The organism is Cohaesibacter marisflavi (genome assembly GCF_963665895.2).
GTDB lineage: Bacteria > Pseudomonadota > Alphaproteobacteria > Rhizobiales > Cohaesibacteraceae > Cohaesibacter > Cohaesibacter marisflavi.
Genome location: NZ_OY762534.1, coordinates 2,877,753 through 2,895,626, shown reverse-complemented (window position 1 = coordinate 2,895,626; position 17,874 = coordinate 2,877,753). Strand labels below are relative to the sequence as shown.

The window sequence follows — 17,874 nt, the reverse complement described above, 5'->3', positions numbered from 1 at the left end:
GAAAAAGGCGTGTGGGTAGCAGATCTTTTCAAAGCAGGGCTGCGGCAATCCTTTCAATCAAAGTACACGCGGATGCCTTTTCATAAGGTCGGGCAGGCACCTTGCCCCAGATCGGGCCAGCCCAGGCCGCATCGCCTTCAAAGCGGGCAATAACATGAATATGGAGCTGGCGCACCTGATTTCCAAGGCTGGCAACATTGAGTTTGTCGCACCCGGTTTCAGCTTGCAGCACTTTGGAAACCCGCGCGATTTCATCCGTCAAACGGTGTTGGTCCTTTGGGGTAAGATCAATCAATTCCTCCGCGCCCGCGATCTGCGGTATCATCACCAGCCATGGAAAATTGGAATCATTCATGAGCCGCACAGTACAAAGCTTTAGCTCGGCCAGAGGCAGGCTATCAGCCTTCAATTGGGGATCAAGTGTGAATTCAACCATCTTTTTGCTCCATATGCCCAATTTTGCTGACAAGGAATCGCCTATTGCCTCTTGCATTAGCATGTCACAAGTGACATATGAACAGACGGAAGGCTGGCAATGGACGTTCCCCTCGCCAATCGGGTCAGGTCCGGAAGGAAGCAGCCCTAACGAGTTTCAGAGCGGGTCATCTGTTCAGTCTTCCACTCTTCCCTCACAACATTTGACCAGACGCACAATAGAGCGCTCTAAGTCCGTTCTCCAACGGTCCTTTTCGCATTGCTCCCTTGCACGGGCGGGAAATGACGCGTCTTCTGTATTCCTTTCAACAACAAAGACGCATCCGGCGACAAGATAGGTGACGCAGCGCGCGTTCCTCTGCTATGGATAGCGATATTCGTTTTTTGCAAGAAGCTGCGGGATTCCCTTATGGACGATCAAGAACATCAATCAGCTGAAGGTTATCGCGTACTGGCGCGCAAATACCGCCCTGCGAGCTTTGATGATCTGATCGGTCAGGGGCCGATGGTTCGCACCCTGACCAACGCCTTCAAAACCGGGCGCATCGCACAAGCCTATATGCTGACCGGTGTACGCGGGGTGGGTAAAACCACCACCGCTCGTATTCTGGCACGCGCCCTCAACTATGAAATTCCCGGCGAAATTAGCAGCCCCACCATCGATATGCCGCGCCTTGGCACCCACTGTCAGGCCATCATGGAAGGCCGCCATGTGGACATCATGGAGATGGACGCCGCTTCCCACACCTCGATCAATGATATCCGCGAGATTATTGAAGCAGCACGCTACAAGCCGGTGAGCGCGCGCTACAAGGTCTACATCATCGACGAGGTGCACATGCTTTCCACGGCAGCCTTCAACGGGCTGCTCAAGACGCTCGAGGAGCCGCCCGAGCATGTGAAATTCATTTTCGCCACCACCGAGATTCGTAAGGTGCCGGTCACTGTCCTCTCTCGCTGTCAGCGCTTCGATTTGCGTCGCATCGATGCAGGCGAAATGGCTGCATATATGCAGAGCATGTGCGACAAGGAGCAGGTGGAAATCGAGGAAGATGCCTTGCAGATGATTGCAAGAGCAGGGGAAGGCTCGGTGCGCGACTCGCTCTCGCTGCTTGACCAGGCCATTTCCCATGGAGCCGGCAAGATCACCGCCGAGACTACCCGCCAGATGCTGGGCCTTGCAGACCGGGCACGCATCATCGATCTGTTTGAAGCCCTGATGAAGGGCGATATCGCCAAGGCTCTGGAAGAACTCAAGAGCCAGTATGATATCGGCGCCGAGCCTGCGGTGGTTCTCTCCGACCTTGCCGACTTTGTGCATCTGGTTACCCGCCTCAAGCTGACGCCTGATGCCAGCTCGGAGGCGGCAGCGACCGAAGCGGAGAAGACCCGCGGGCGCGATTTTTCTACTCATCTATCCGTGCGCGTGCTCTCACGGGCCTGGCAGATGCTGCTCAAGGGGTTGGCTGAAGTGCAGTCTTCGCCACGCCCTCTGGCATCGGCTGAAATGGTACTGGTGCGCATGGCCTATGTGGCTGATCTGCCAAGCCCGGATGAAGCGCTGCGCATGCTCGCCAACCGAGATTTCAGACCTCCGATGCCCACCGGCGCGGGATCAGGCCCTTCGACCCCGCCGGATGCAACTCTTCCGGCCCATTCCGGCCCGCAGGACCAGCAGGATATGCCACCGCAAGGCATGCCCCATCAAGGGCCCTCCGACCCATCGCAAGGGGGCGGGCCGACGGCAATGCAGGCCGGGTCGGGCATGAATTCGGGTGCCAATCCGGCCAATCAGCCAACACCGGATTTGCAGCGTGGCCATGCTGATCCGGCACAGACGGAAAAAGCCAATCTTCGGCTGGTCTCCAGCCAGAGCGAAATGCAGGTGGCCCGTCAGGCCCGCGCCAATCCCCCGTCCGGTCATGAGAATACGGCCTCTCCGGTCAAACCCGTGATCACGCGCTTTGAGCAGATCATTGCGCTGGCCAAGTCTCATCGCGACATCGCGCTGCAATTCACGCTGGAATCGGCCGTTCGCCCTGTTAGCGTTGAGCCAGGACGCGTTGTGGTCGCCTATGATGGCGCCGATGGCGAGGCTTTCCAGACCAAACTGTCGCGCAAGCTTTCTGAATGGACCGGCGAACGCTGGCTCGTCGACCTTACAAGGGAAGGTGGCGGCGCAACCCTGTTCGAGCGCAAGGAAGAGCGCGAAAAGCAGGCTCGTGAAGAAGCCGACAACCATCCGCTGGTCGAAGCGGTGCGCAAGGCCTTCCCCGGTTCCAAGGTCGTTGACGTGCGCATCAATCGCGACTTTGAAGAAGAATTTCTGGCGCCGGTCATTGAAGACCCGGACGAAGATGGCGATATGTCTTTGACAATCGATGACGCGGACGAGTTCGGGCTCGACAATTTATAGAGGCCGCAATCCGTCCCCTACACAAGCCACAAATGTGAGAAAAGCCTTCTGGCGCTTGTAAGCCGCCGGGGCGGGAACGAAAAGGATGATCCCCATGGACATGATGAAGATGATGAAGAAGGCGAAGGAAATGCAGGCCAAAATGGCCGAGATGCAGGAAGAAGTCGCCGAAATGGAAGCAACAGGCGTAGCCGGTGGCGATATGGTCAAAGTAACCGTTACCGGCAAAGGGCAAATGAAATCTCTTTCCATCGATCCATCCATGATCAATGCCGATGATGCCGAAATTCTAGAAGACCTGATCATCGCTGCCCACAACGATGCCAAAGCCAAGGTTGAAGCCGCCATGCAGGAAAAAATGCAGGCAATGGCTGGTGATCTGGGACTTCCTGCTGGCATGAATCTGCCATTCTGATTGCGCTTGCAAAGACAAGAGCCGCAATGATGCAATCGCGGTATTGAGATGAGGTGTGGTATGGCAAGTCATGTTGCCGGTCCGGACATTGAAAAACTGATCAAGCTTCTGGCGCGTCTGCCCGGGCTGGGGCCGCGCTCGGCCCGTCGGGTGGCGCTGCATCTGATCAAGAACAAGGACCAGCTCCTGGTCCCGCTGTCCGAGGCGATGACGGTCGCGGTTGAAAAGGTTCAAGTATGTGAAATCTGTGGCAATATCGATAGCGCCAGCCCTTGCACCATCTGCACCGACACCCGTCGCGATCCGTCTGTTCTGGTCGTGGTGGAAGATGTCTCCGATCTCTGGGCGCTGGAGCGAGCCTCCGTCATCAATGCCGCCTATCATGTGCTGGGCGGAACGCTAAGCCCTCTGGATGGTGTGGGGCCTGATGATCTCAATATCGCCGGGCTCCTCAAGCGCACGGCAAAGGGCGAAATTCGCGAAATCATTCTGGCGGTGAATGCTACGGTGGAGGGCCAGACCACGGCTCACTATATTACCGATCAGTTACAGGAACAGGCCAAGGAGCTGAAGGTCAGCAATCCGGCCTATGAGCCGATCAGGATATCCCAGTTGGCTCATGGTGTGCCCATCGGCGGGGAGCTTGATTATCTCGATGAAGGCACTCTGTTACAGGCGATCCGCAGCCGCAAAGCCTTTGAATAGAGACACGGGGCGCGGCTTTCTTCGAAGCGTCCCACATCATTCAGCTTTCAGCGTTCTTCCTCATCCATGCTGAATAGGGAGCGTGGGGTACCCGGCTCTGCAATCTTTGGGCCGGCAATGCCATAAGGCCCCTTCAAGGGAAAGGCGGGCGTATCCTCAACAGGAGCTGACGTCTCAGCTTCTGGCTCTTCTTCATCATCGCTTTTGGGGGCGGCTATCTGATCGGAATTGTCCCTTGCGGCCGCTTGCAGCTCGGCTTCGCTGACATCGATCTCCTCGATCTTGCGCCCGCGTTTGACGATCTTGCCCGTCGAGGTGAGAATCTGGTCGACATCCTTTTGCGTCTGCCCGAAATGGGCCTGTAGCTTTGAGACCCGATCATCAAGCCGCGTCACATCTTCCATCAGGAGGGTCACTTCGCGCTGGATGATATGGGCCTGTTCGCGCATGCGGGCATCTTTGAGGATCGACTGGATGACCTGAATGGACAGGGTCAGCAGGGAAGGCGAAACGATGACAATCCGCGCCCGATGTGCCGTTTGCACCACATCGTCAAATTGCTCATGCAGATCGGCAAACAGGCTCTCGGATGGCACGAACATGAAGGCCGTATCCTGCGTTTCGCCCACGAGGAAATAACGCTCCGATATATCCTTGATATGCTTTTTGACATCACTGCGAAATCGGCTACGGGCGGCCTTGTCTTCATCCGGATTGGCCGCTTCCTTCACCGCCGTCCAGCCTTCAAGTGGAAACTTGGCATCGATCACCAACACGGCCGTGTCATTGGGAATATGGATCACGCAATCAGGCCGCTTGCCGTTTGATAAGGTGAACTGGAAATCATAGGCATGCTTGGGCAGGGCATCCTCGATAATGGCTTCCATGCGCCCTTGTCCGAAGGTGCCGCGCGCCTGCTTGTTGGCAAGGATCTGCTGCAGTTCGACCACCCGTCCGGAAAGCTCGGTGATGTTGCCTTGCGCCTTGTCGATCAGGGCCAAACGCTCATGCAGCGCCCGCAAATGGTCGCCTGTCATCTTCTGTTGATTACCAAGGCTCTTGGTTACCGTCTGGCTCAGCCGGTGGCCCATGCCGTCCATCCGGTTGGTCAGAGCCTGCGACATCTCTGTCTGTCGTGTCGAGAAGATCTCGGCCATGGTTTGCATGCGGCCCGTCATCTCGGCTTGAAGCCGGGAGAGTTCATCCACCTGTGCTCTTTGGCGGCGGGCCTGTTCCTGCGCGTCAAACAGCTCCTGCGCTCGCACGGTATTCTGCCGCGACAGGCTGATGAGAAGCCAAAGGACCAGTAGCCCGATCAAGCCCAAGGCGCCGATCAGGATCTGGAAGGTCGTTATGCCATGCTGGCCCAGTGTGATCACAATGTCATTCATGGCGCGACTATAGAGCGATTCGGAAGCGGAGCGAAACAAAGTGTGAACATGGATGTGTGTGCTTTGGTCGGAATTGGTTAGAAAAGCATAGGAATTTCCTATTCTTTCGCGCCTTTGAGATTGACGCTTGAAGCTGAAAAGCTTATGTCAGCTTCATGGCTGTGATGGATATTGTAACATTGCCGGATCCGATCCTGCGAAAGCAATCGCTTCCGGTTGAGCGCGTAGACGATGAGCTGCGCACTTTGATCGACAACATGATTGAAACCATGTACAAGGCCCCGGGCATTGGCCTGGCGGGCATACAGGTGGGCGTGGACAGACGCCTCTTCGTGATGGATGTGTCCCGCGAAGAGAATTCCCCCATCTGCATGATCAATCCAAAGATCATTTTTCAGTCTGAAGAGCTGAATACCCACGAGGAAGGCTGCCTGTCGATCCCTGAATATTACGCAGAAGTGGATCGTCCCAAACAGGTGACGATGGAATTTCTCGATCGCGATGGCAAGCCGCAGACCCTCGAGCTGGATGAGCTGGCCGCAACCTGCGCCCAGCATGAGTTTGATCATCTCAACGGGGCTCTCTTCATCGACTATCTCTCGAAGCTGCGCCGGGATCGGGTGATCAAGAAATTCACCAAGCTGGCTAAACAGAAAGAGAAGATCGTCCTGTAACGGTCTTCCATCATCACTGCAACGCAACGAGGGTATGCCATGCTGCGCGTCGTCTTTATGGGAACGCCGGATTTTTCCGTTCCGACCCTGATGGAAATTGTCGGGCAAGGCCATGAAGTGGTCGCTGTCTATAGCCAGCCACCGCGCCCGGCCGGTCGCGGCATGGAAGAACGCAAGACGCCGGTGCATCAGGCCGCCGATCAGCTCGGGCTTCCTGTCTTTACGCCAACATCGCTGAAGTCTGAAGAGGAGCAGGAGAAATTCCGTGCTCTTGATGCGGACGTGGCTGTGGTTGTAGCCTATGGCCTGTTGCTGCCCAAGGCCATTCTTGATGCGCCTCAAGAAGGCTGCCTCAATCTGCATGGCTCGCTTCTGCCGCGCTGGCGCGGGGCAGCTCCCATCCAGCGTGCCATCATGGCGGGCGATGCAGAGACCGGCGTTCAGGTCATGCGCATGGACGAGGGGCTCGATACCGGCGACATCTGCATGTCAGAGACCATCCCAATCACAGGACAGATGACGGCTGAAGACCTGCATGACAAGATGATGGTACTGGGAGCCGACCTGATGGTGCGGGCGCTCGGCGCCCTGTCGCGCGGGCTGCTTACCTCCCGGCCTCAGGCCGAGGAGGGCGTAACCTACGCCAAGAAAATCGACAAGGCCGAAAGCCGTATTGATTTTTCAATGAGCGCCAAGGAAGTCCATAACATCATTCGTGGCCTGTCGCCGTTTCCCGGTGCATGGGTCATGATGACCATTCGCGGCAAGGAGCAGAGAGTCAAGCTTCTGCGCTCCGAGCTGGCCGATGGCTCTGGCACTCCGGGCACTCTGCTCGATGATGCCATGACCATAGCCTGCGGCGAGGGCGCGGTGCGCCTTGCCAAGCTGCAGCGCGCTGGCAAGGGCGCCATGAATGCAGATGAGTTCCTGCGCGGTGCCGATCTGACCATCGGCGACGTGATCGCATAACCGGTTAAAGATTCCATGCCTCGTTACAAGCTTTTGATCGAATATGACGGACGCCCCTTTTCTGGCTGGCAGCGGCAGGATAATGCGCCCTCTGTCATGGGCCTGATCGAGGAGTCTCTGTTCAAATTCACGCATGAACGGGTGACGCTGTTTGGTGCGGGGCGCACGGATTCAGGGGTTCACGCCACTGGGCAGGTCGCGCATATGGATCTGGAGCGCGATTGGCACAGCCTCAAACTGAATGAAGCGCTGAATTTCTTCCTCAAGGAAACCGGCGTGGCGATTCTCAAGGTCTGGAAGGTGACGGACGCCTTTGACAGCCGCTTCGAGGCCGTCAAACGTTATTACCGTTACCGCATCTGCAATCGCCGTGCGCCGCTGACCTTCGAAATCGGGCGTGCTTGGCAATATAGCTACGCGATTGATGTGGAGCGGATGCAGGCCGGTGCCGACCTGCTGGTCGGGCATTATGATTTCACCACCTTTCGCGCCACGGCCTGTCAGGCCAAAAGCCCTTGGCGCACCATGGAGAAGCTCACCATCAGCCGCGAGGGCGAATGGGTCTATATGGATGCGATGGCACGGTCCTTCCTGCATAACCAGATCCGTTCTTTTGTTGGGTCTCTGGTGGAGGTGGGCTCCGGACGCAAACCGGTCGAATGGATCAGCGAAATTCTGGAGGCCCGCGATCGCCGCGCCTGCGGCCCTGTCGCGCCACCCGATGGGCTTTACCTCACGCAGGTCGATTACCGCCAAGACATCGATTATGTCATCCCGGAAGAGCCATGGCAGGGCCACGGTCACAAGTAAGGGCTGCGGGAGAGGTGCTTAGGCGCTGACTGTGGCTTGACTGACGCTATGCAGCCAGAAGGCTGAGGCAATGCCGATAATGACCATCAGAATAGCCAGGCCAAGCGCAGTGAAGGGCGGACATTCCAGCACGAAGCTATAAAGCCGATAGGCCACCCACATGGCAAAACCATAGATACCAAGCATCAGCATGATGGAAAGCTGGGGCGGGATGAGCTGCGTCGTCATCATTGCGCCGGGCAGCATGGTGATCAGAACCATGATCACGCTTAGCCAATTGTAACTCACGATCAGCGGAATGAACCGGTCCCGGTAGCCCAGAACCGAAATAATCGCATAAAGGATCAGCGGCGGCAGGCCCCAATCCAGAAACAGCTGCAACAGATAAAGCGTGCCCCCACCAGAGCGAAAGAGCAGCACCTCATCGAGATAGCCGAACAACAGCGCATAGAACAGGCTGAGCGGCTCGACGATCAGCATCGCAATGAAGGAAAGCCAGAAGCCCCGTCGGGTGGCATCAATGCCATAAAGGGCGTCGTCTTTGCCGCGCACAAAAGACCACAACAGTTCAAGATGATAGAAAATATAGGTCATTGAGTGCCTGTCAGGTGAGGAGCAATGCGTCGAGCACTATGGATAGATCAACAAGCGGCAGATGTCCAAACGCGGCCATTCTGCATACCCAGAAAAAACTGCACTATGCATTAGCTGATATAAAACGAGGTCAGCATAGCTGACCCCGTCTTTTAATCAACTTAAGAGCGCAAACGCGATCAACGCTCGAAATACTGCATCATGAATTCATAATAGACCTCGGCGAGTTGCTCGATGTCGGCCACGGCGACATGTTCATCCACCATATGCATGGTCTGGCCAACAAGGCCGAATTCGATCACGGAACAGTAATTCTTGATGAAGCGGGCATCCGATGTGCCGCCGCCGGTCGAAAGCTCCGGAACTTTGCCCGTGACGGTCTCGACCGCCTTGGAGAAGCGATCAATCAGGCTATCCGAGCGCGTCAGAAAAGCCTCGCTGCCATCTGCTTCCAGCGAAACGGAGAGCTTGAAGCTATCGCCCGAGAGGCAGTCTGTGGCGTGCTTGGTGACAAATTGGCCCAGCGTTTCGGCAGTCCAGAGGTCATTGAAGCGCACATTGAAGCGGGCGGATGCCTGATCGGGAATGACATTCCACGCCGGATTGCCCACGTCGAAGGAAATGAATTCCAGATTGCTGGGCTGGAAAAAGTCCGTGCCCTCGTCCAGCGTCTGGGCGCTGACATGCTCGACGATTTTAGCCAGAACCGGCACCGGATTGTTGGCCAGATGCGGATAGGCCACATGGCCTTGTTTGCCGGAAATGGTCACCGTGCCCGACTGGCTGCCGCGACGACCGACCTTGATCATGTCGCCCATGCTGTTCGGGTTGGTTGGCTCGCCAAGAACGGAATCAGTGAATTTTTCGCCCCGCTCGGCCGCCCACTGCATGAGCTTGACGGTGCCATTGACCGCCGGGCCTTCTTCATCACCGGTAAGTACGAAGGAAACGGTGCCCTTCGGCGCGCCATGGGTCTCGACATAACGCAGAGCCGCTGCAACAAAGGCAGCGACGCCGCCCTTCATGTCAGCTGCGCCGCGTCCATACAGCTTGCCATCCTTCACTGCGCCACAGAAAGGCGGCTGCTGCCACATGGATTCCTCGCCCACCGGCACCACATCCACATGACCGGCAAAGGCCAGATGCGGCCCTTCACCACCGGAGATCTTGGCGAACATGTTTTCAACGTCTGGATAGCCGTCTTGAGAAAAGGTCGGACGATGCACCTCAAACCCGAACGGGGAGAGCAAATCATCAAGCAGGGTGAGAACGCCAGCCTCAGCGGGCGTGACGCTGGGGCATTGGATCAGGGCGCTGGCAAGGTCCGTGGCTGTTGGAGCTTTTGTCATGTCGCAGGAGCGCTTTCTTTCGGATAGAAAAGATATGGAAGGTGTCGTCCTACGGATCAGGTCGGCAGGACGCAAGGTCTGGCGCGAGCATAGAAGACCGCGCAGCGGCCTTCAACCAGCTTTCTGCGATAGTGCGATCATGTCTGATGATAAGCGGCTAGATCGCTGTAATTTGCGGTTCCCCATCCTCTTCAAGGGCAGCTTTTTTGGGCGCACGAAGGCCCAGATCATAGAAATAGATCAGCCAGAAGGGGATGAGCGGCGCCAGAAACATCAGGCGGGTGGAAAAGCCAACCGAGCAGGACAGCGGAAAATGCGGTGCCAGAGCACTCAAAGTGAGCAAGATGGGAATGGCATAGGCAAAGAAACTCTTGTGGCCACGCCCCATCTTGCGCAGGCGTTTGATCACGAGGCAATACCACATGAATAAAAAGACAAGGGCCATGACGCCAAGTGCGCCATAATAGGCCATGCCAAGAAAGGTAGACGGGTCTTGCGAGCAGAGCTGGTTTTGCGGCACTCGAAACAGATAGGCCGCTCCGATTTCCATGGGAAACAGGAACAGATGGCCAAACCAGAAGTCTCTTTTTCCGATCTCGCCGCGACTATCAAACAACAGGCCTTCAAACGTCATCTCATTCTCCCCCAAATCCCCATTTGCAGGACGTTGCCATGGCTTCGCCCTGCAAATGGATGATAAGACAAGCCTAGCGCGGCTCATCGCTCGGGACAAATGATAAGACGCTTTCCACCGGCGCGTTAGACTATCGCTTAGTCTGTTGCTCTGGCGGCAAACACCTCTTTGGCCACATTGAGCCCGTTGATCGCGGCTGGCAGTCCGCCATAGACGGCCATTTGCCATATGACCTCGACGATCTCCTGCTCGCTTGCCCCTACGGCAAGGGTATGCTCGATATTGATCTTGAGCTGTGGCGCAGTCTGCCCGCCCAATACCGTCAACGCGGCGACGGTCGCCAGCTGTCGGCTTTTGCTATCAAGGCCCGGGCGGGAATAATGTCGACCATAGGCCCACTCGATCAGGCTCTCGCCAAAGTCTGGCAGCATGTCGCCGAACCAAGCATTTAGATTGTCTTCAAGGCCGGGGTGATACGCGTCGCAATAGGCGCGGGCTCGTTCAAGAGCGCTTGTCTGGCTGTTGGATGCGGGGGATTGTGCTTGTGTCTCTTGCATGATCTGCCTCCATGACATGGGCTTTTTCCATGTCCTTGTAGATTTCGATTTTGTTATCGAGAACGGGAAGCGTTGCTTGCAGAGCGTCTATCTGTTGCTGCACGGTCCTGCGCTGGTCCTCCAGCATCTGGCGTCGCGCCGCAGCAGTTTGCGGACCTTCGGCCCTTAGTTGGGCATAGCGAACCATGTTGGATATGCCCATGCCGGTGGCCTTGAGATGCTTGAGAAAGGTCAGCCAATTGGCGATCTCCATACCATATTGTCGACGTCCGCCCGCATCGCGAGAGGCGTCGGGCAACAGGCCGATCTTCTCGTAATAGCGGATGGTATGGACGGACAGGCCAGTCAGATGTGCCAGATTTCCGATCTTCAAGGGTCAGCTCCTGTTTCGATAATTCGGGAGGCTAGATGTTCGAGTGCACTCTAGGTCAAGCGGTAAAATAAAAAAAGTCCCGCCATCAGTGCAATGGCAGGACTTCGTATATTTGTTGTTGCTTACGGACAGTTAGTCGCGCAGCAGCTCGTTGATCGAGGTTTTCGAGCGGGTGCGCTCGTCCACGCGCTTCACGATCACGGCGCAGTAAAGGTTCGGGCCCGGCGTGCCATCTGGCAGCGGTTTGCCCGGCATGGTGCCCGAGACAACAACAGAGTAAGGCGGTACTTCACCCATGAAGATTTCGCCGGTGGCGCGGTCAACAATCTTGGTGGATGCGCCAAGATAAACGCCCATGGACAACACAGAACCTTCACGCACGATGACGCCTTCGGCCACTTCGGCGCGGGCACCGATGAAGCAATTGTCTTCGATCACCACAGGGCCAGCCTGCAGTGGCTCCAGAACGCCGCCGATGCCGGCGCCGCCGGAAAGATGCACATTCTTGCCGATCTGTGCGCAGGAGCCGACTGTTGCCCATGTGTCGACCATGGTGCCTTCATCAACATAGGCGCCCAGATTAACGAAAGATGGCATCAGCACAACGCCTTTGCCGATGAACGCGGAGCGACGCACGGTGCAATTCGGTACGGCGCGGAAGCCAGCATTTTCAAAGTCGATGCCGCCCCAGCCTTCAAACTTGGAAGGAACCTTGTCCCACCATGTTGCTTCGCCCGGGCCACCCTTGATCACTTCCATGGCATTGAGCCGGAAGGACAGGAGCACGGCTTTCTTCAACCACTGATTGACAACCCAGTTGCCGTCTTCTGCCTTTTCCGCAACACGCGCATGGCCATTGTCGAGTAGGGTCAGCGCCTTTTCGACTGCATCCCTGATGTCGCCGGTCGTGTTGCTATTGATGGATTCGCGAGCCTCGAAGCCTGCTTCGATCGTGCTTTGGAGCGCGCTCAGATCAACTTGGGTCATGTCACTTGCTTTCAGCTTGTCATGTTGATGGTGATGAAGCTTGCAAGATCAATCCTGCCTCCGGCTGCCAAAAGGCACAAGGCTGGACGATCCCGCTGTCGCGCAAACCATAAGCAATGCGTTTGCGAAGTCAATGCGAGAAGTGGCAAAGACCTTGATTTTGATCAAACGGCTTGGCTGGGGAATGGACGGCAAGTGACCAAGACAGACCCTTTGCCCGGGGAGAGAAACGACAAAGGGTCGGCACGATGCGAGCCGACCCTTCTTTATGTCTGATCCGGTCGGGCGTTCGCCTTATAGAGACAGAACAAACCGCCGGTAGGAAGTCGACTTCTCCTGCAACAAGCCATTCAGATGAGCGCAACCGGCCTCGACGGCCTGCTCTTCATCATCAAACCTGTTTTCGATGTCGCAGAGTGTCTTATAAAGAGGGGCGATGACTTCACGCACTGCTGTACGATTGGGTGCACGGCGCGATGCTTCATAGCCAACCACTTCGCCTTTGTCATTCCGAGACGGAGTGACACGGGCAAAGGTCCAATAATGGTCTCCGGTGGTCGTCAGATTTTGCATATAGGCAAACATGTCTCGCCTCTCTGCAAGACCATCCCAGAGGATCTTGAAGATGGAGCGAGGCATTTCAGGATGGCGAACACAATTGTGTGGCTGACCAACCAGGCTCTTGTTGGTATAGCCTGTGATATCCCGAAAGAACGCATTGCAATAGGTTATGTAACCGTCCTTGTCGGTTCTGCTGACGAGAATTTCACTTTCGCCGAACTGCTTTTCTATACCGGTAGGAGAAATTGTTATTGTCATTTCGGTCTCCTTGGTTGTGATTTGGCAGACCCCGCTGGGAGGGGCGCAGTCTGCCGGAATGTGCGCCTGTCGTTACTGGAAAGACACCGACCCGATTGCATTCGACAGGCGCATCGGGGGTCTCGATTTGGATCTTGTTTTTAGAAGCTCTCAAAAATATAGATTATTTTCAGAAAAGGAAATAAAAATTTTCACGGACCGGTATTGACCAAACGGCAGCATGCTTAACTGTTGCAATTTTAATCCGACATCTGGTTTTTATTTTAGAAAAAAAAGAATAATCTGTTAAATTGATAATAATATTTCGTGAAACAAGGGGTTATCGAAAATTAATTACAAGATATAGTGATCTGATCAATTTGTGAGCAAGTAATAAGAAATTTTATGCAGAAAGGCGATTGGTATAGGCTTTTCGCTAAAAGCCATGGTTGCTTGCGCGATCTGGGTTAGTGCGTATCTTTATATATTAGGGTGATTTTAAGGCTCACTGTGGCATAAACTGGGTTAACAATGATAGAAATAGCGCAATTATGCCAATCGTAACGAGTCTACCCTCGAATACCTTAAGTGTTTTTACAAGGGATTTGACGGGAAAAGACAGGCTCAGAATGAGCCTACGGACCGGGTTGGATCTTTGGGGGACGAAATGAATTACAAAGGACGATTGCTGTATACCGCAGGGTTTATTTTGTCCGCAGGCGGAGCCGCACTGGCGACAGAAAAGCCGCTTGATCCGATGGCTGTGACGGACGGTTCTTCTCAGGCCGTTCAGACTGCTTTGGAAGCCGATCAGGAGGCACCCCTGCAGATCATTGTCTCGCGCAAAGATCAGCGCTTGCGGGTCTATCGTGGACAAGAGGTCATCGCCACCTCTCGCGTATCGACAGGCAAGGCGGGGCACTCGACGCCAACCGGCATCTTCTCCATTCTTGAAAAGAGAAGACAGCATTTTTCCAATATTTATGATAGCGCCCCCATGCCCTATATGCAGCGCCTGACCTGGTCCGGCATCGCTTTGCATGAGTCCGGCTCGGTGCCAAATTATCCCGCATCCCATGGCTGTGTCCGGTTGCCGCGCGGCTTCGCAGGCAAACTCTTCTCCATGACCGAACGCGGCGCGCATGTTGTCATCGCCAATCGGGAGGCCGAGCCCGAGTTGATCCATAACGCACGGCTGTTCCAGCCCGAAGATGTTCAACTGGCCAACAAGCTGACGGAATTGAGCCTTGGCCCGTCACAGCCGGTCAAGGGACACGGCAAAATCGCGCTTCTGGATGACCGCCCTTCAGAAGATCCGCTTGCCGCGAAAATTTCCATGCGTCTCAATCTGCTTGATCAGGTGAAACGCGATAACTCCCCCATTCGGGTGTTCATCACCCGCCAGCCGCGCGGCAATCTGGTGCGCGAAGTGCAGATCATGCTCAATGAGCTGGGCTTTGATGCCGGTGTGCCGGATGGATTGGCTGGCAAGGCCACCTATGGGGCAGTGCGCGCCTTCATTAAATCCAGACAGGGCAGCATCGAAGACCAAGTCCAGCCGCTCAAGGCCGTGATCGACAAGACCCTGCTGACCGCGCTTTATCATGCCGCAGGCAAGGGGGAAGTGCCGACAGGCCACATCTATGTGCGGTCCCGTTTCAAGCCTCTGTTTGATGCGCCGATCATGATCAAGAATCCCGAGGCGCCTCTCGGGGCGCATCTGTTGACCGCGACCCACTCGCACACGCAAAGTGGCAAGCTGGATTGGCTGTCCGTCAATCTGACAGATCGCTATGACGATAGCATGCAGACCCGCCTTGGTGTTACGCAGGATATGGACAACGAGGCTCTGGTAGCCTCCAGCGCTATTCTTGACCGGATCGAAATTCCCGATGAAGTGCGCGCCCAAATTGATCTTCTGGTGAACAGCGGCTCTTCAATTACGATTTCTGACAGGGGCTTCAGCCGTGAGACAACCCCTGTAGGCACAGACTTCATTGTTCTGACCAAGCCGGATCTTCCTTCCTCCAGACAGATCCAGAAGACGGTGGAGCGAAAAAAGCCCGCTAAGCCCAAGCAGGTCGCCAGAAACAAAACCGAACCCGTGCAGGAAGCTCCCAAGAAGAAGGGACTGTTCTCCATGCTCATCAATCGCGGTGCGAGTTTGACCGAGGTTAAAACCCGCTGATATGGGAGCCCGCTTTCAGCCTTGCCCGCTGATGATAAAACTCATTGCAAACTGAAGAAAAACAATAGGCCCTGTTTCTGTTCGAAACAGGGCCTTCTTATTGAACACAAGAGGTCGCAGGGCTTTCTGACGCTGTTCTATTCGACTGAAAACTGGTCGTCGAAGCTGTAGCCAGAGCCGCGCACTGTGCGGATGGGATCTTTCGCCCGGCCGCGGTTGATGGTTTTACGCAACCGACCCACATGCACGTCTACTGTCCGTTCATCGACATAGACATCATGCCCCCAGACGCCATCCAGCAATTGTTCGCGGGAATAGACCCGCCCCGGATTCTGCATCAGGAATTCCAGCAAGCGATATTCTGTCGGTCCCAGTGTTACCTCGCGGTTGGCGCGCTTGACACGATGGGTTTCGCGATTGAGCTCCAGATCCCCGGCCTTGAGAATGGTTGCGACTAGATCAGGGCTTGCCCGGCGCAGAATAGCCCGTACACGCGCCATCAATTCGGGAACAGAAAACGGTTTGACGACATAGTCATCAGCGCCGGTTGAAAGACCCCGAATACGCTCGGATTCCTCACCGCGCGCCGTCAGCATGATGACAGGCAGTTTGACTGTTTTGGGCTTGGCGCGCAGGCGTCTGCATAGTTCAATTCCGGATAGGCCCGGCAGCATCCAGTCCAGCAGAAGAAGGTCGGGCAGGGCTTCCTGCAACCGGCTTTCTGCCTCATCTCCACGGGCGATCACTTCAACCTGATAGCCTTCGGCTTCCAGATTGTAACGAAGAAGAAGGCTGAGGGCTTCTTCATCTTCAACGATCATGACTTTGGGGCTCATAACCACTTTTCCGCATTCTGCGATCCGGACGATCGACAGGATCGGATGTCGCTCGGATCTGACATTTGAAGAGAACAGGCCGGCGTCAATCGGGGCCGATCTGTTCCAGTGTGCGTGCCTTCATGGCAAAGGATGGATCGGGCCTGAGCCCGATCCGTTGCATTAAAAGGTGCCGTCTTCCAGAACCTTGCCGGTGTCTACATAGTAGACGCTTTCGGCAATGTTGGTGGCGTGGTCGCCCACGCGTTCCAGGTGCTTGGCGGCAAACAGGAGATTGGCGCAGAAGGTAATATTGCGTGGATCTTCCATCATGTAGGTCAGGAATTCCCGGAACAGGGACTTGTAAATCGCGTCCACTTCGTCATCTCGTTTCACGACGGCGATGGCGGCGTTGGAATCCGATGTGGTGTAGGCATCCAGCACCATGCGCATCTGCTCCAAAACGATCTCGGCCATATGCTCGATGCCATGCAGCAGCTGTTTGGGAGGCGTCTTGCCATCCATGGAGCTGATGGAGCGGGCGATATTCTTGCCCAGATCTGCAACGCGTTCCAGATCTGTCGCAATGCGCAGAGCGGCGATGATCTGACGCAGATCCTGTGCCATCGGTTGGCGACGCGCGATGATCAGAACGGCGGCTTCTTCGATCTGCTGTTCCATCTTGTTGATGGCGCGGTCTTTGGCGGCGGTTGCCTGTGCCGCCTTCACGTCCTGACGGACCAGAGCGTTGATGGCATCCTCGACCATGCTTTCTGCCTGGCCACCCATCTCCGCAATGCGACCGGTCAGGTTGCGCAGGTCGTCATCATATGAGCTGACTGTATGTTCGGTCATCTCGAATCTCTCCTTAAATTCGCTCATTTCTCAACAAGATAAAGCTTTTTGCCTGATAGAGAAGGCGAACAAATTGCTTAGCCGAAGCGGCCGGTGATGTAGTCTTGGGTGCGTTTGTCTTTTGGGTTGGTGAAGATGTGGTCAGTCGGACCTTCCTCTACCAGATTGCCCATATGGAAGAAGGCGGTGCGCTGGGACACTCGTGCTGCCTGCTGCATGGAGTGTGTCACGATGACGATCGTGTAATTCTCGCGCAGCTCATCGATCAGTTCCTCAACCTTCGCCGTGGCAATCGGATCAAGAGCCGAGCAGGGCTCGTCCATCAAAATGACTTCCGGGCTGACAGCGATGGCGCGGGCGATGCAAAGGCGCTGCTGCTGCCCACCGGAAAGACCTGTGCCCGGTTCATCAAGACGATCCTTGATCTCTTCGAACAGACCGGCCTTCTGCAAGGAGGTGACAACCACTTCATCCATTTCTGCCTTGGTGCGGCAGAGGCCATGGATGCGTGGGCCATAGGCCACATTCTCGAAAATGCTTTTCGGGAACGGGTTTGCCTTCTGGAACACCATGCCAACACGGGCGCGCAGCTCCACGACGTCCACGTCGGCATTATAGATGTCGGTGCTATCGAGCATGATCTTGCCGCCGACGCGGCAGATATCGATGGTATCATTCATCCGGTTAAGGCATCTCAGGAACGTGGATTTGCCACAGCCGGACGGCCCGATGAGCGACGTTACCTGATTTTCCTCGATCTTCAGATCGACATCAAACAGCGCTTGTTTGGCGCCATAATGAACGGTCACCTTCTCACCCGACATCTTGATCGGGTTGGAGCGGATATCGCTATCCTGCTTGAGGTTTGGGTTGGTATCCTGCATGGTCAAATGCTTTCTTTATCCTGTG

19 protein-coding genes and 1 other RNA gene are annotated in these 17,874 nt (G+C 55.6%); 8 read left to right on the top strand and 12 right to left on the bottom strand.

Translation table 11 applies throughout. The annotated features are described in order from the left end of the window. Window positions 1-28 precede the first annotated feature (28 nt). On the bottom strand, window positions 29-436 hold the full coding sequence (locus ACKPCT_RS14205) for an HIT family protein (RefSeq protein ID WP_319567215.1): 408 nt from the start codon (window positions 434-436) through the stop codon (window positions 29-31). Between the two features lie 88 nt (window positions 437-524). On the opposite strand from ACKPCT_RS14205, the gene ffs reads away from it, so the two are divergent. The 4 genes from ffs (at window position 525) to recR (ending at window position 3,971) form a co-directional block, all read left to right on the top strand. Then, window positions 525-622: signal recognition particle sRNA small type (ffs, locus tag ACKPCT_RS14200), an RNA gene on the top strand. A gap of 222 nt (window positions 623-844) precedes the next feature. After that, window positions 845-2,851: a DNA polymerase III subunit gamma/tau gene (locus ACKPCT_RS14195; RefSeq protein WP_319567214.1), complete on the top strand. Its 2,007-nt coding sequence runs from the start codon at window positions 845-847 to the stop codon at window positions 2,849-2,851. 94 nt (window positions 2,852-2,945) lie between these two features. Next, complete coding sequence (locus tag ACKPCT_RS14190; protein ID WP_090070420.1) at window positions 2,946-3,266, top strand: YbaB/EbfC family nucleoid-associated protein; 321 nt, start codon at window positions 2,946-2,948, stop codon at window positions 3,264-3,266. A gap of 60 nt (window positions 3,267-3,326) precedes the next feature. Next, window positions 3,327-3,971, top strand: coding sequence for a recombination mediator RecR (recR, locus tag ACKPCT_RS14185; RefSeq protein WP_319567213.1), 645 nt, complete (start codon window positions 3,327-3,329; stop codon window positions 3,969-3,971). Between the two features lie 47 nt (window positions 3,972-4,018). Here recR and ACKPCT_RS14180 read toward each other — a convergent pair whose 3' ends face one another. Continuing rightward, the gene (locus ACKPCT_RS14180) at window positions 4,019-5,362 is read right to left on the bottom strand and encodes a DNA recombination protein RmuC (RefSeq protein ID WP_407652414.1); all 1,344 of its coding nucleotides are present in this window, start codon (window positions 5,360-5,362) and stop codon (window positions 4,019-4,021) included. Window positions 5,363-5,517: 155 nt separating this feature from the next. Between ACKPCT_RS14180 and def the strand changes: the two genes are divergently transcribed. From def to truA, 3 genes are read left to right on the top strand one after another with little or no spacing between them, the layout of a single operon-like run. Beyond that, entirely contained in the window at window positions 5,518-6,036 is a 519-nt protein-coding gene (def, locus tag ACKPCT_RS14175) for a peptide deformylase (protein ID WP_319515622.1), read from the top strand. Window positions 6,037-6,078: 42 nt separating this feature from the next. Further along, window positions 6,079-7,005 (top strand): methionyl-tRNA formyltransferase, encoded by a 927-nt coding sequence (fmt, locus tag ACKPCT_RS14170; protein WP_319569425.1) that lies wholly within the window; start codon window positions 6,079-6,081, stop codon window positions 7,003-7,005. 15 nt (window positions 7,006-7,020) lie between these two features. Then, window positions 7,021-7,815 carry a tRNA pseudouridine(38-40) synthase TruA gene (gene truA, locus ACKPCT_RS14165; RefSeq protein ID WP_090069897.1) on the top strand — a complete coding sequence of 265 codons (795 nt, stop codon included), beginning with the start codon at window positions 7,021-7,023 and terminating at the stop codon, window positions 7,813-7,815. An 18-nt stretch (window positions 7,816-7,833) separates the two neighbouring features. Here the strand turns inward: truA and ACKPCT_RS14160 are convergent, their stop codons facing one another. From ACKPCT_RS14160 to ACKPCT_RS14130, 7 genes are all read right to left on the bottom strand, one after another. After that, a complete protein-coding gene (locus ACKPCT_RS14160) occupies window positions 7,834-8,409 on the bottom strand; it encodes a hypothetical protein (protein WP_319567212.1) in 576 nt (191 codons plus the stop codon). 179 nt (window positions 8,410-8,588) lie between these two features. Beyond that, window positions 8,589-9,758: a succinyl-diaminopimelate desuccinylase gene (gene dapE / locus ACKPCT_RS14155; protein WP_319567211.1), complete on the bottom strand. Its 1,170-nt coding sequence runs from the start codon at window positions 9,756-9,758 to the stop codon at window positions 8,589-8,591. A 157-nt stretch (window positions 9,759-9,915) separates the two neighbouring features. Beyond that, entirely contained in the window at window positions 9,916-10,392 is a 477-nt protein-coding gene (locus ACKPCT_RS14150) for a hypothetical protein (RefSeq protein WP_319567210.1), read from the bottom strand. 137 nt (window positions 10,393-10,529) lie between these two features. Then, window positions 10,530-10,949 (bottom strand): carboxymuconolactone decarboxylase family protein, encoded by a 420-nt coding sequence (locus ACKPCT_RS14145; RefSeq protein ID WP_319567209.1) that lies wholly within the window; start codon window positions 10,947-10,949, stop codon window positions 10,530-10,532. Beyond that, window positions 10,894-11,322, bottom strand: coding sequence for a MerR family transcriptional regulator (locus ACKPCT_RS14140; protein WP_319567208.1), 429 nt, complete (start codon window positions 11,320-11,322; stop codon window positions 10,894-10,896). The genes ACKPCT_RS14145 and ACKPCT_RS14140 overlap by 56 nt, the downstream gene beginning before the upstream one ends. Before the next feature lie 132 nt (window positions 11,323-11,454). Further along, complete coding sequence (dapD, locus tag ACKPCT_RS14135) at window positions 11,455-12,309, bottom strand: 2,3,4,5-tetrahydropyridine-2,6-dicarboxylate N-succinyltransferase (protein ID WP_319567207.1); 855 nt, start codon at window positions 12,307-12,309, stop codon at window positions 11,455-11,457. Between the two features lie 294 nt (window positions 12,310-12,603). After that, window positions 12,604-13,128, bottom strand: a complete 525-nt coding sequence (locus ACKPCT_RS14130) for a PAS domain-containing protein (protein ID WP_319567206.1) — start codon at window positions 13,126-13,128, stop codon at window positions 12,604-12,606. A gap of 646 nt (window positions 13,129-13,774) precedes the next feature. On the opposite strand from ACKPCT_RS14130, the gene ACKPCT_RS14125 reads away from it, so the two are divergent. Further along, complete coding sequence (locus ACKPCT_RS14125; protein ID WP_319567205.1) at window positions 13,775-15,295, top strand: L,D-transpeptidase family protein; 1,521 nt, start codon at window positions 13,775-13,777, stop codon at window positions 15,293-15,295. Between the two features lie 137 nt (window positions 15,296-15,432). Here the strand turns inward: ACKPCT_RS14125 and phoB are convergent, their stop codons facing one another. The 3 genes from phoB to pstB all read right to left on the bottom strand — a co-directional run bounded on the left by phoB (window position 15,433) and on the right by pstB (window position 17,849). Then, the gene (gene phoB, locus ACKPCT_RS14120) at window positions 15,433-16,131 is read right to left on the bottom strand and encodes a phosphate regulon transcriptional regulator PhoB (RefSeq protein ID WP_319567204.1); all 699 of its coding nucleotides are present in this window, start codon (window positions 16,129-16,131) and stop codon (window positions 15,433-15,435) included. A 162-nt stretch (window positions 16,132-16,293) separates the two neighbouring features. Next, window positions 16,294-16,965 (bottom strand): phosphate signaling complex protein PhoU, encoded by a 672-nt coding sequence (gene phoU, locus ACKPCT_RS14115; RefSeq protein WP_319567203.1) that lies wholly within the window; start codon window positions 16,963-16,965, stop codon window positions 16,294-16,296. 77 nt (window positions 16,966-17,042) lie between these two features. Further along, a complete protein-coding gene (gene pstB / locus ACKPCT_RS14110) occupies window positions 17,043-17,849 on the bottom strand; it encodes a phosphate ABC transporter ATP-binding protein PstB (protein ID WP_090069921.1) in 807 nt (268 codons plus the stop codon). Window positions 17,850-17,874: the final 25 nt, after the last annotated feature.

Excerpts from the sequence above, each read along its gene's own strand:
- recR (WP_319567213.1), top strand. The coding sequence starts at position 3,327 with ATGGCAAGTCATGTTGCCGGTCCGGACATTGAAAAACTGATCAAGCTT.
- ACKPCT_RS14180 (WP_407652414.1), bottom strand. The coding sequence starts at position 5,362 with ATGAATGACATTGTGATCACACTGGGCCAGCATGGCATAACGACCTTC.
- phoU (WP_319567203.1), bottom strand. The coding sequence starts at position 16,965 with ATGACCGAACATACAGTCAGCTCATATGATGACGACCTGCGCAACCTG.
- def (WP_319515622.1), top strand. The coding sequence starts at position 5,518 with ATGGCTGTGATGGATATTGTAACATTGCCGGATCCGATCCTGCGAAAG.
- truA (WP_090069897.1), top strand. The coding sequence starts at position 7,021 with ATGCCTCGTTACAAGCTTTTGATCGAATATGACGGACGCCCCTTTTCT.
- ACKPCT_RS14150 (WP_319567210.1), bottom strand. The coding sequence starts at position 10,392 with ATGACGTTTGAAGGCCTGTTGTTTGATAGTCGCGGCGAGATCGGAAAA.
- ACKPCT_RS14195 (WP_319567214.1), top strand. The coding sequence starts at position 845 with ATGGACGATCAAGAACATCAATCAGCTGAAGGTTATCGCGTACTGGCG.
- ACKPCT_RS14190 (WP_090070420.1), top strand. The coding sequence starts at position 2,946 with ATGGACATGATGAAGATGATGAAGAAGGCGAAGGAAATGCAGGCCAAA.
- ACKPCT_RS14125 (WP_319567205.1), top strand. The coding sequence starts at position 13,775 with ATGAATTACAAAGGACGATTGCTGTATACCGCAGGGTTTATTTTGTCC.
- phoB (WP_319567204.1), bottom strand. The coding sequence starts at position 16,131 with ATGAGCCCCAAAGTCATGATCGTTGAAGATGAAGAAGCCCTCAGCCTT.
- ACKPCT_RS14130 (WP_319567206.1), bottom strand. The coding sequence starts at position 13,128 with ATGACAATAACAATTTCTCCTACCGGTATAGAAAAGCAGTTCGGCGAA.
- pstB (WP_090069921.1), bottom strand. The coding sequence starts at position 17,849 with ATGCAGGATACCAACCCAAACCTCAAGCAGGATAGCGATATCCGCTCC.
- ACKPCT_RS14205 (WP_319567215.1), bottom strand. The coding sequence starts at position 436 with ATGGTTGAATTCACACTTGATCCCCAATTGAAGGCTGATAGCCTGCCT.
- ACKPCT_RS14160 (WP_319567212.1), bottom strand. The coding sequence starts at position 8,409 with ATGACCTATATTTTCTATCATCTTGAACTGTTGTGGTCTTTTGTGCGC.
- dapE (WP_319567211.1), bottom strand. The coding sequence starts at position 9,758 with ATGACAAAAGCTCCAACAGCCACGGACCTTGCCAGCGCCCTGATCCAA.
- ACKPCT_RS14145 (WP_319567209.1), bottom strand. The coding sequence starts at position 10,949 with ATGCAAGAGACACAAGCACAATCCCCCGCATCCAACAGCCAGACAAGC.
- dapD (WP_319567207.1), bottom strand. The coding sequence starts at position 12,309 with ATGACCCAAGTTGATCTGAGCGCGCTCCAAAGCACGATCGAAGCAGGC.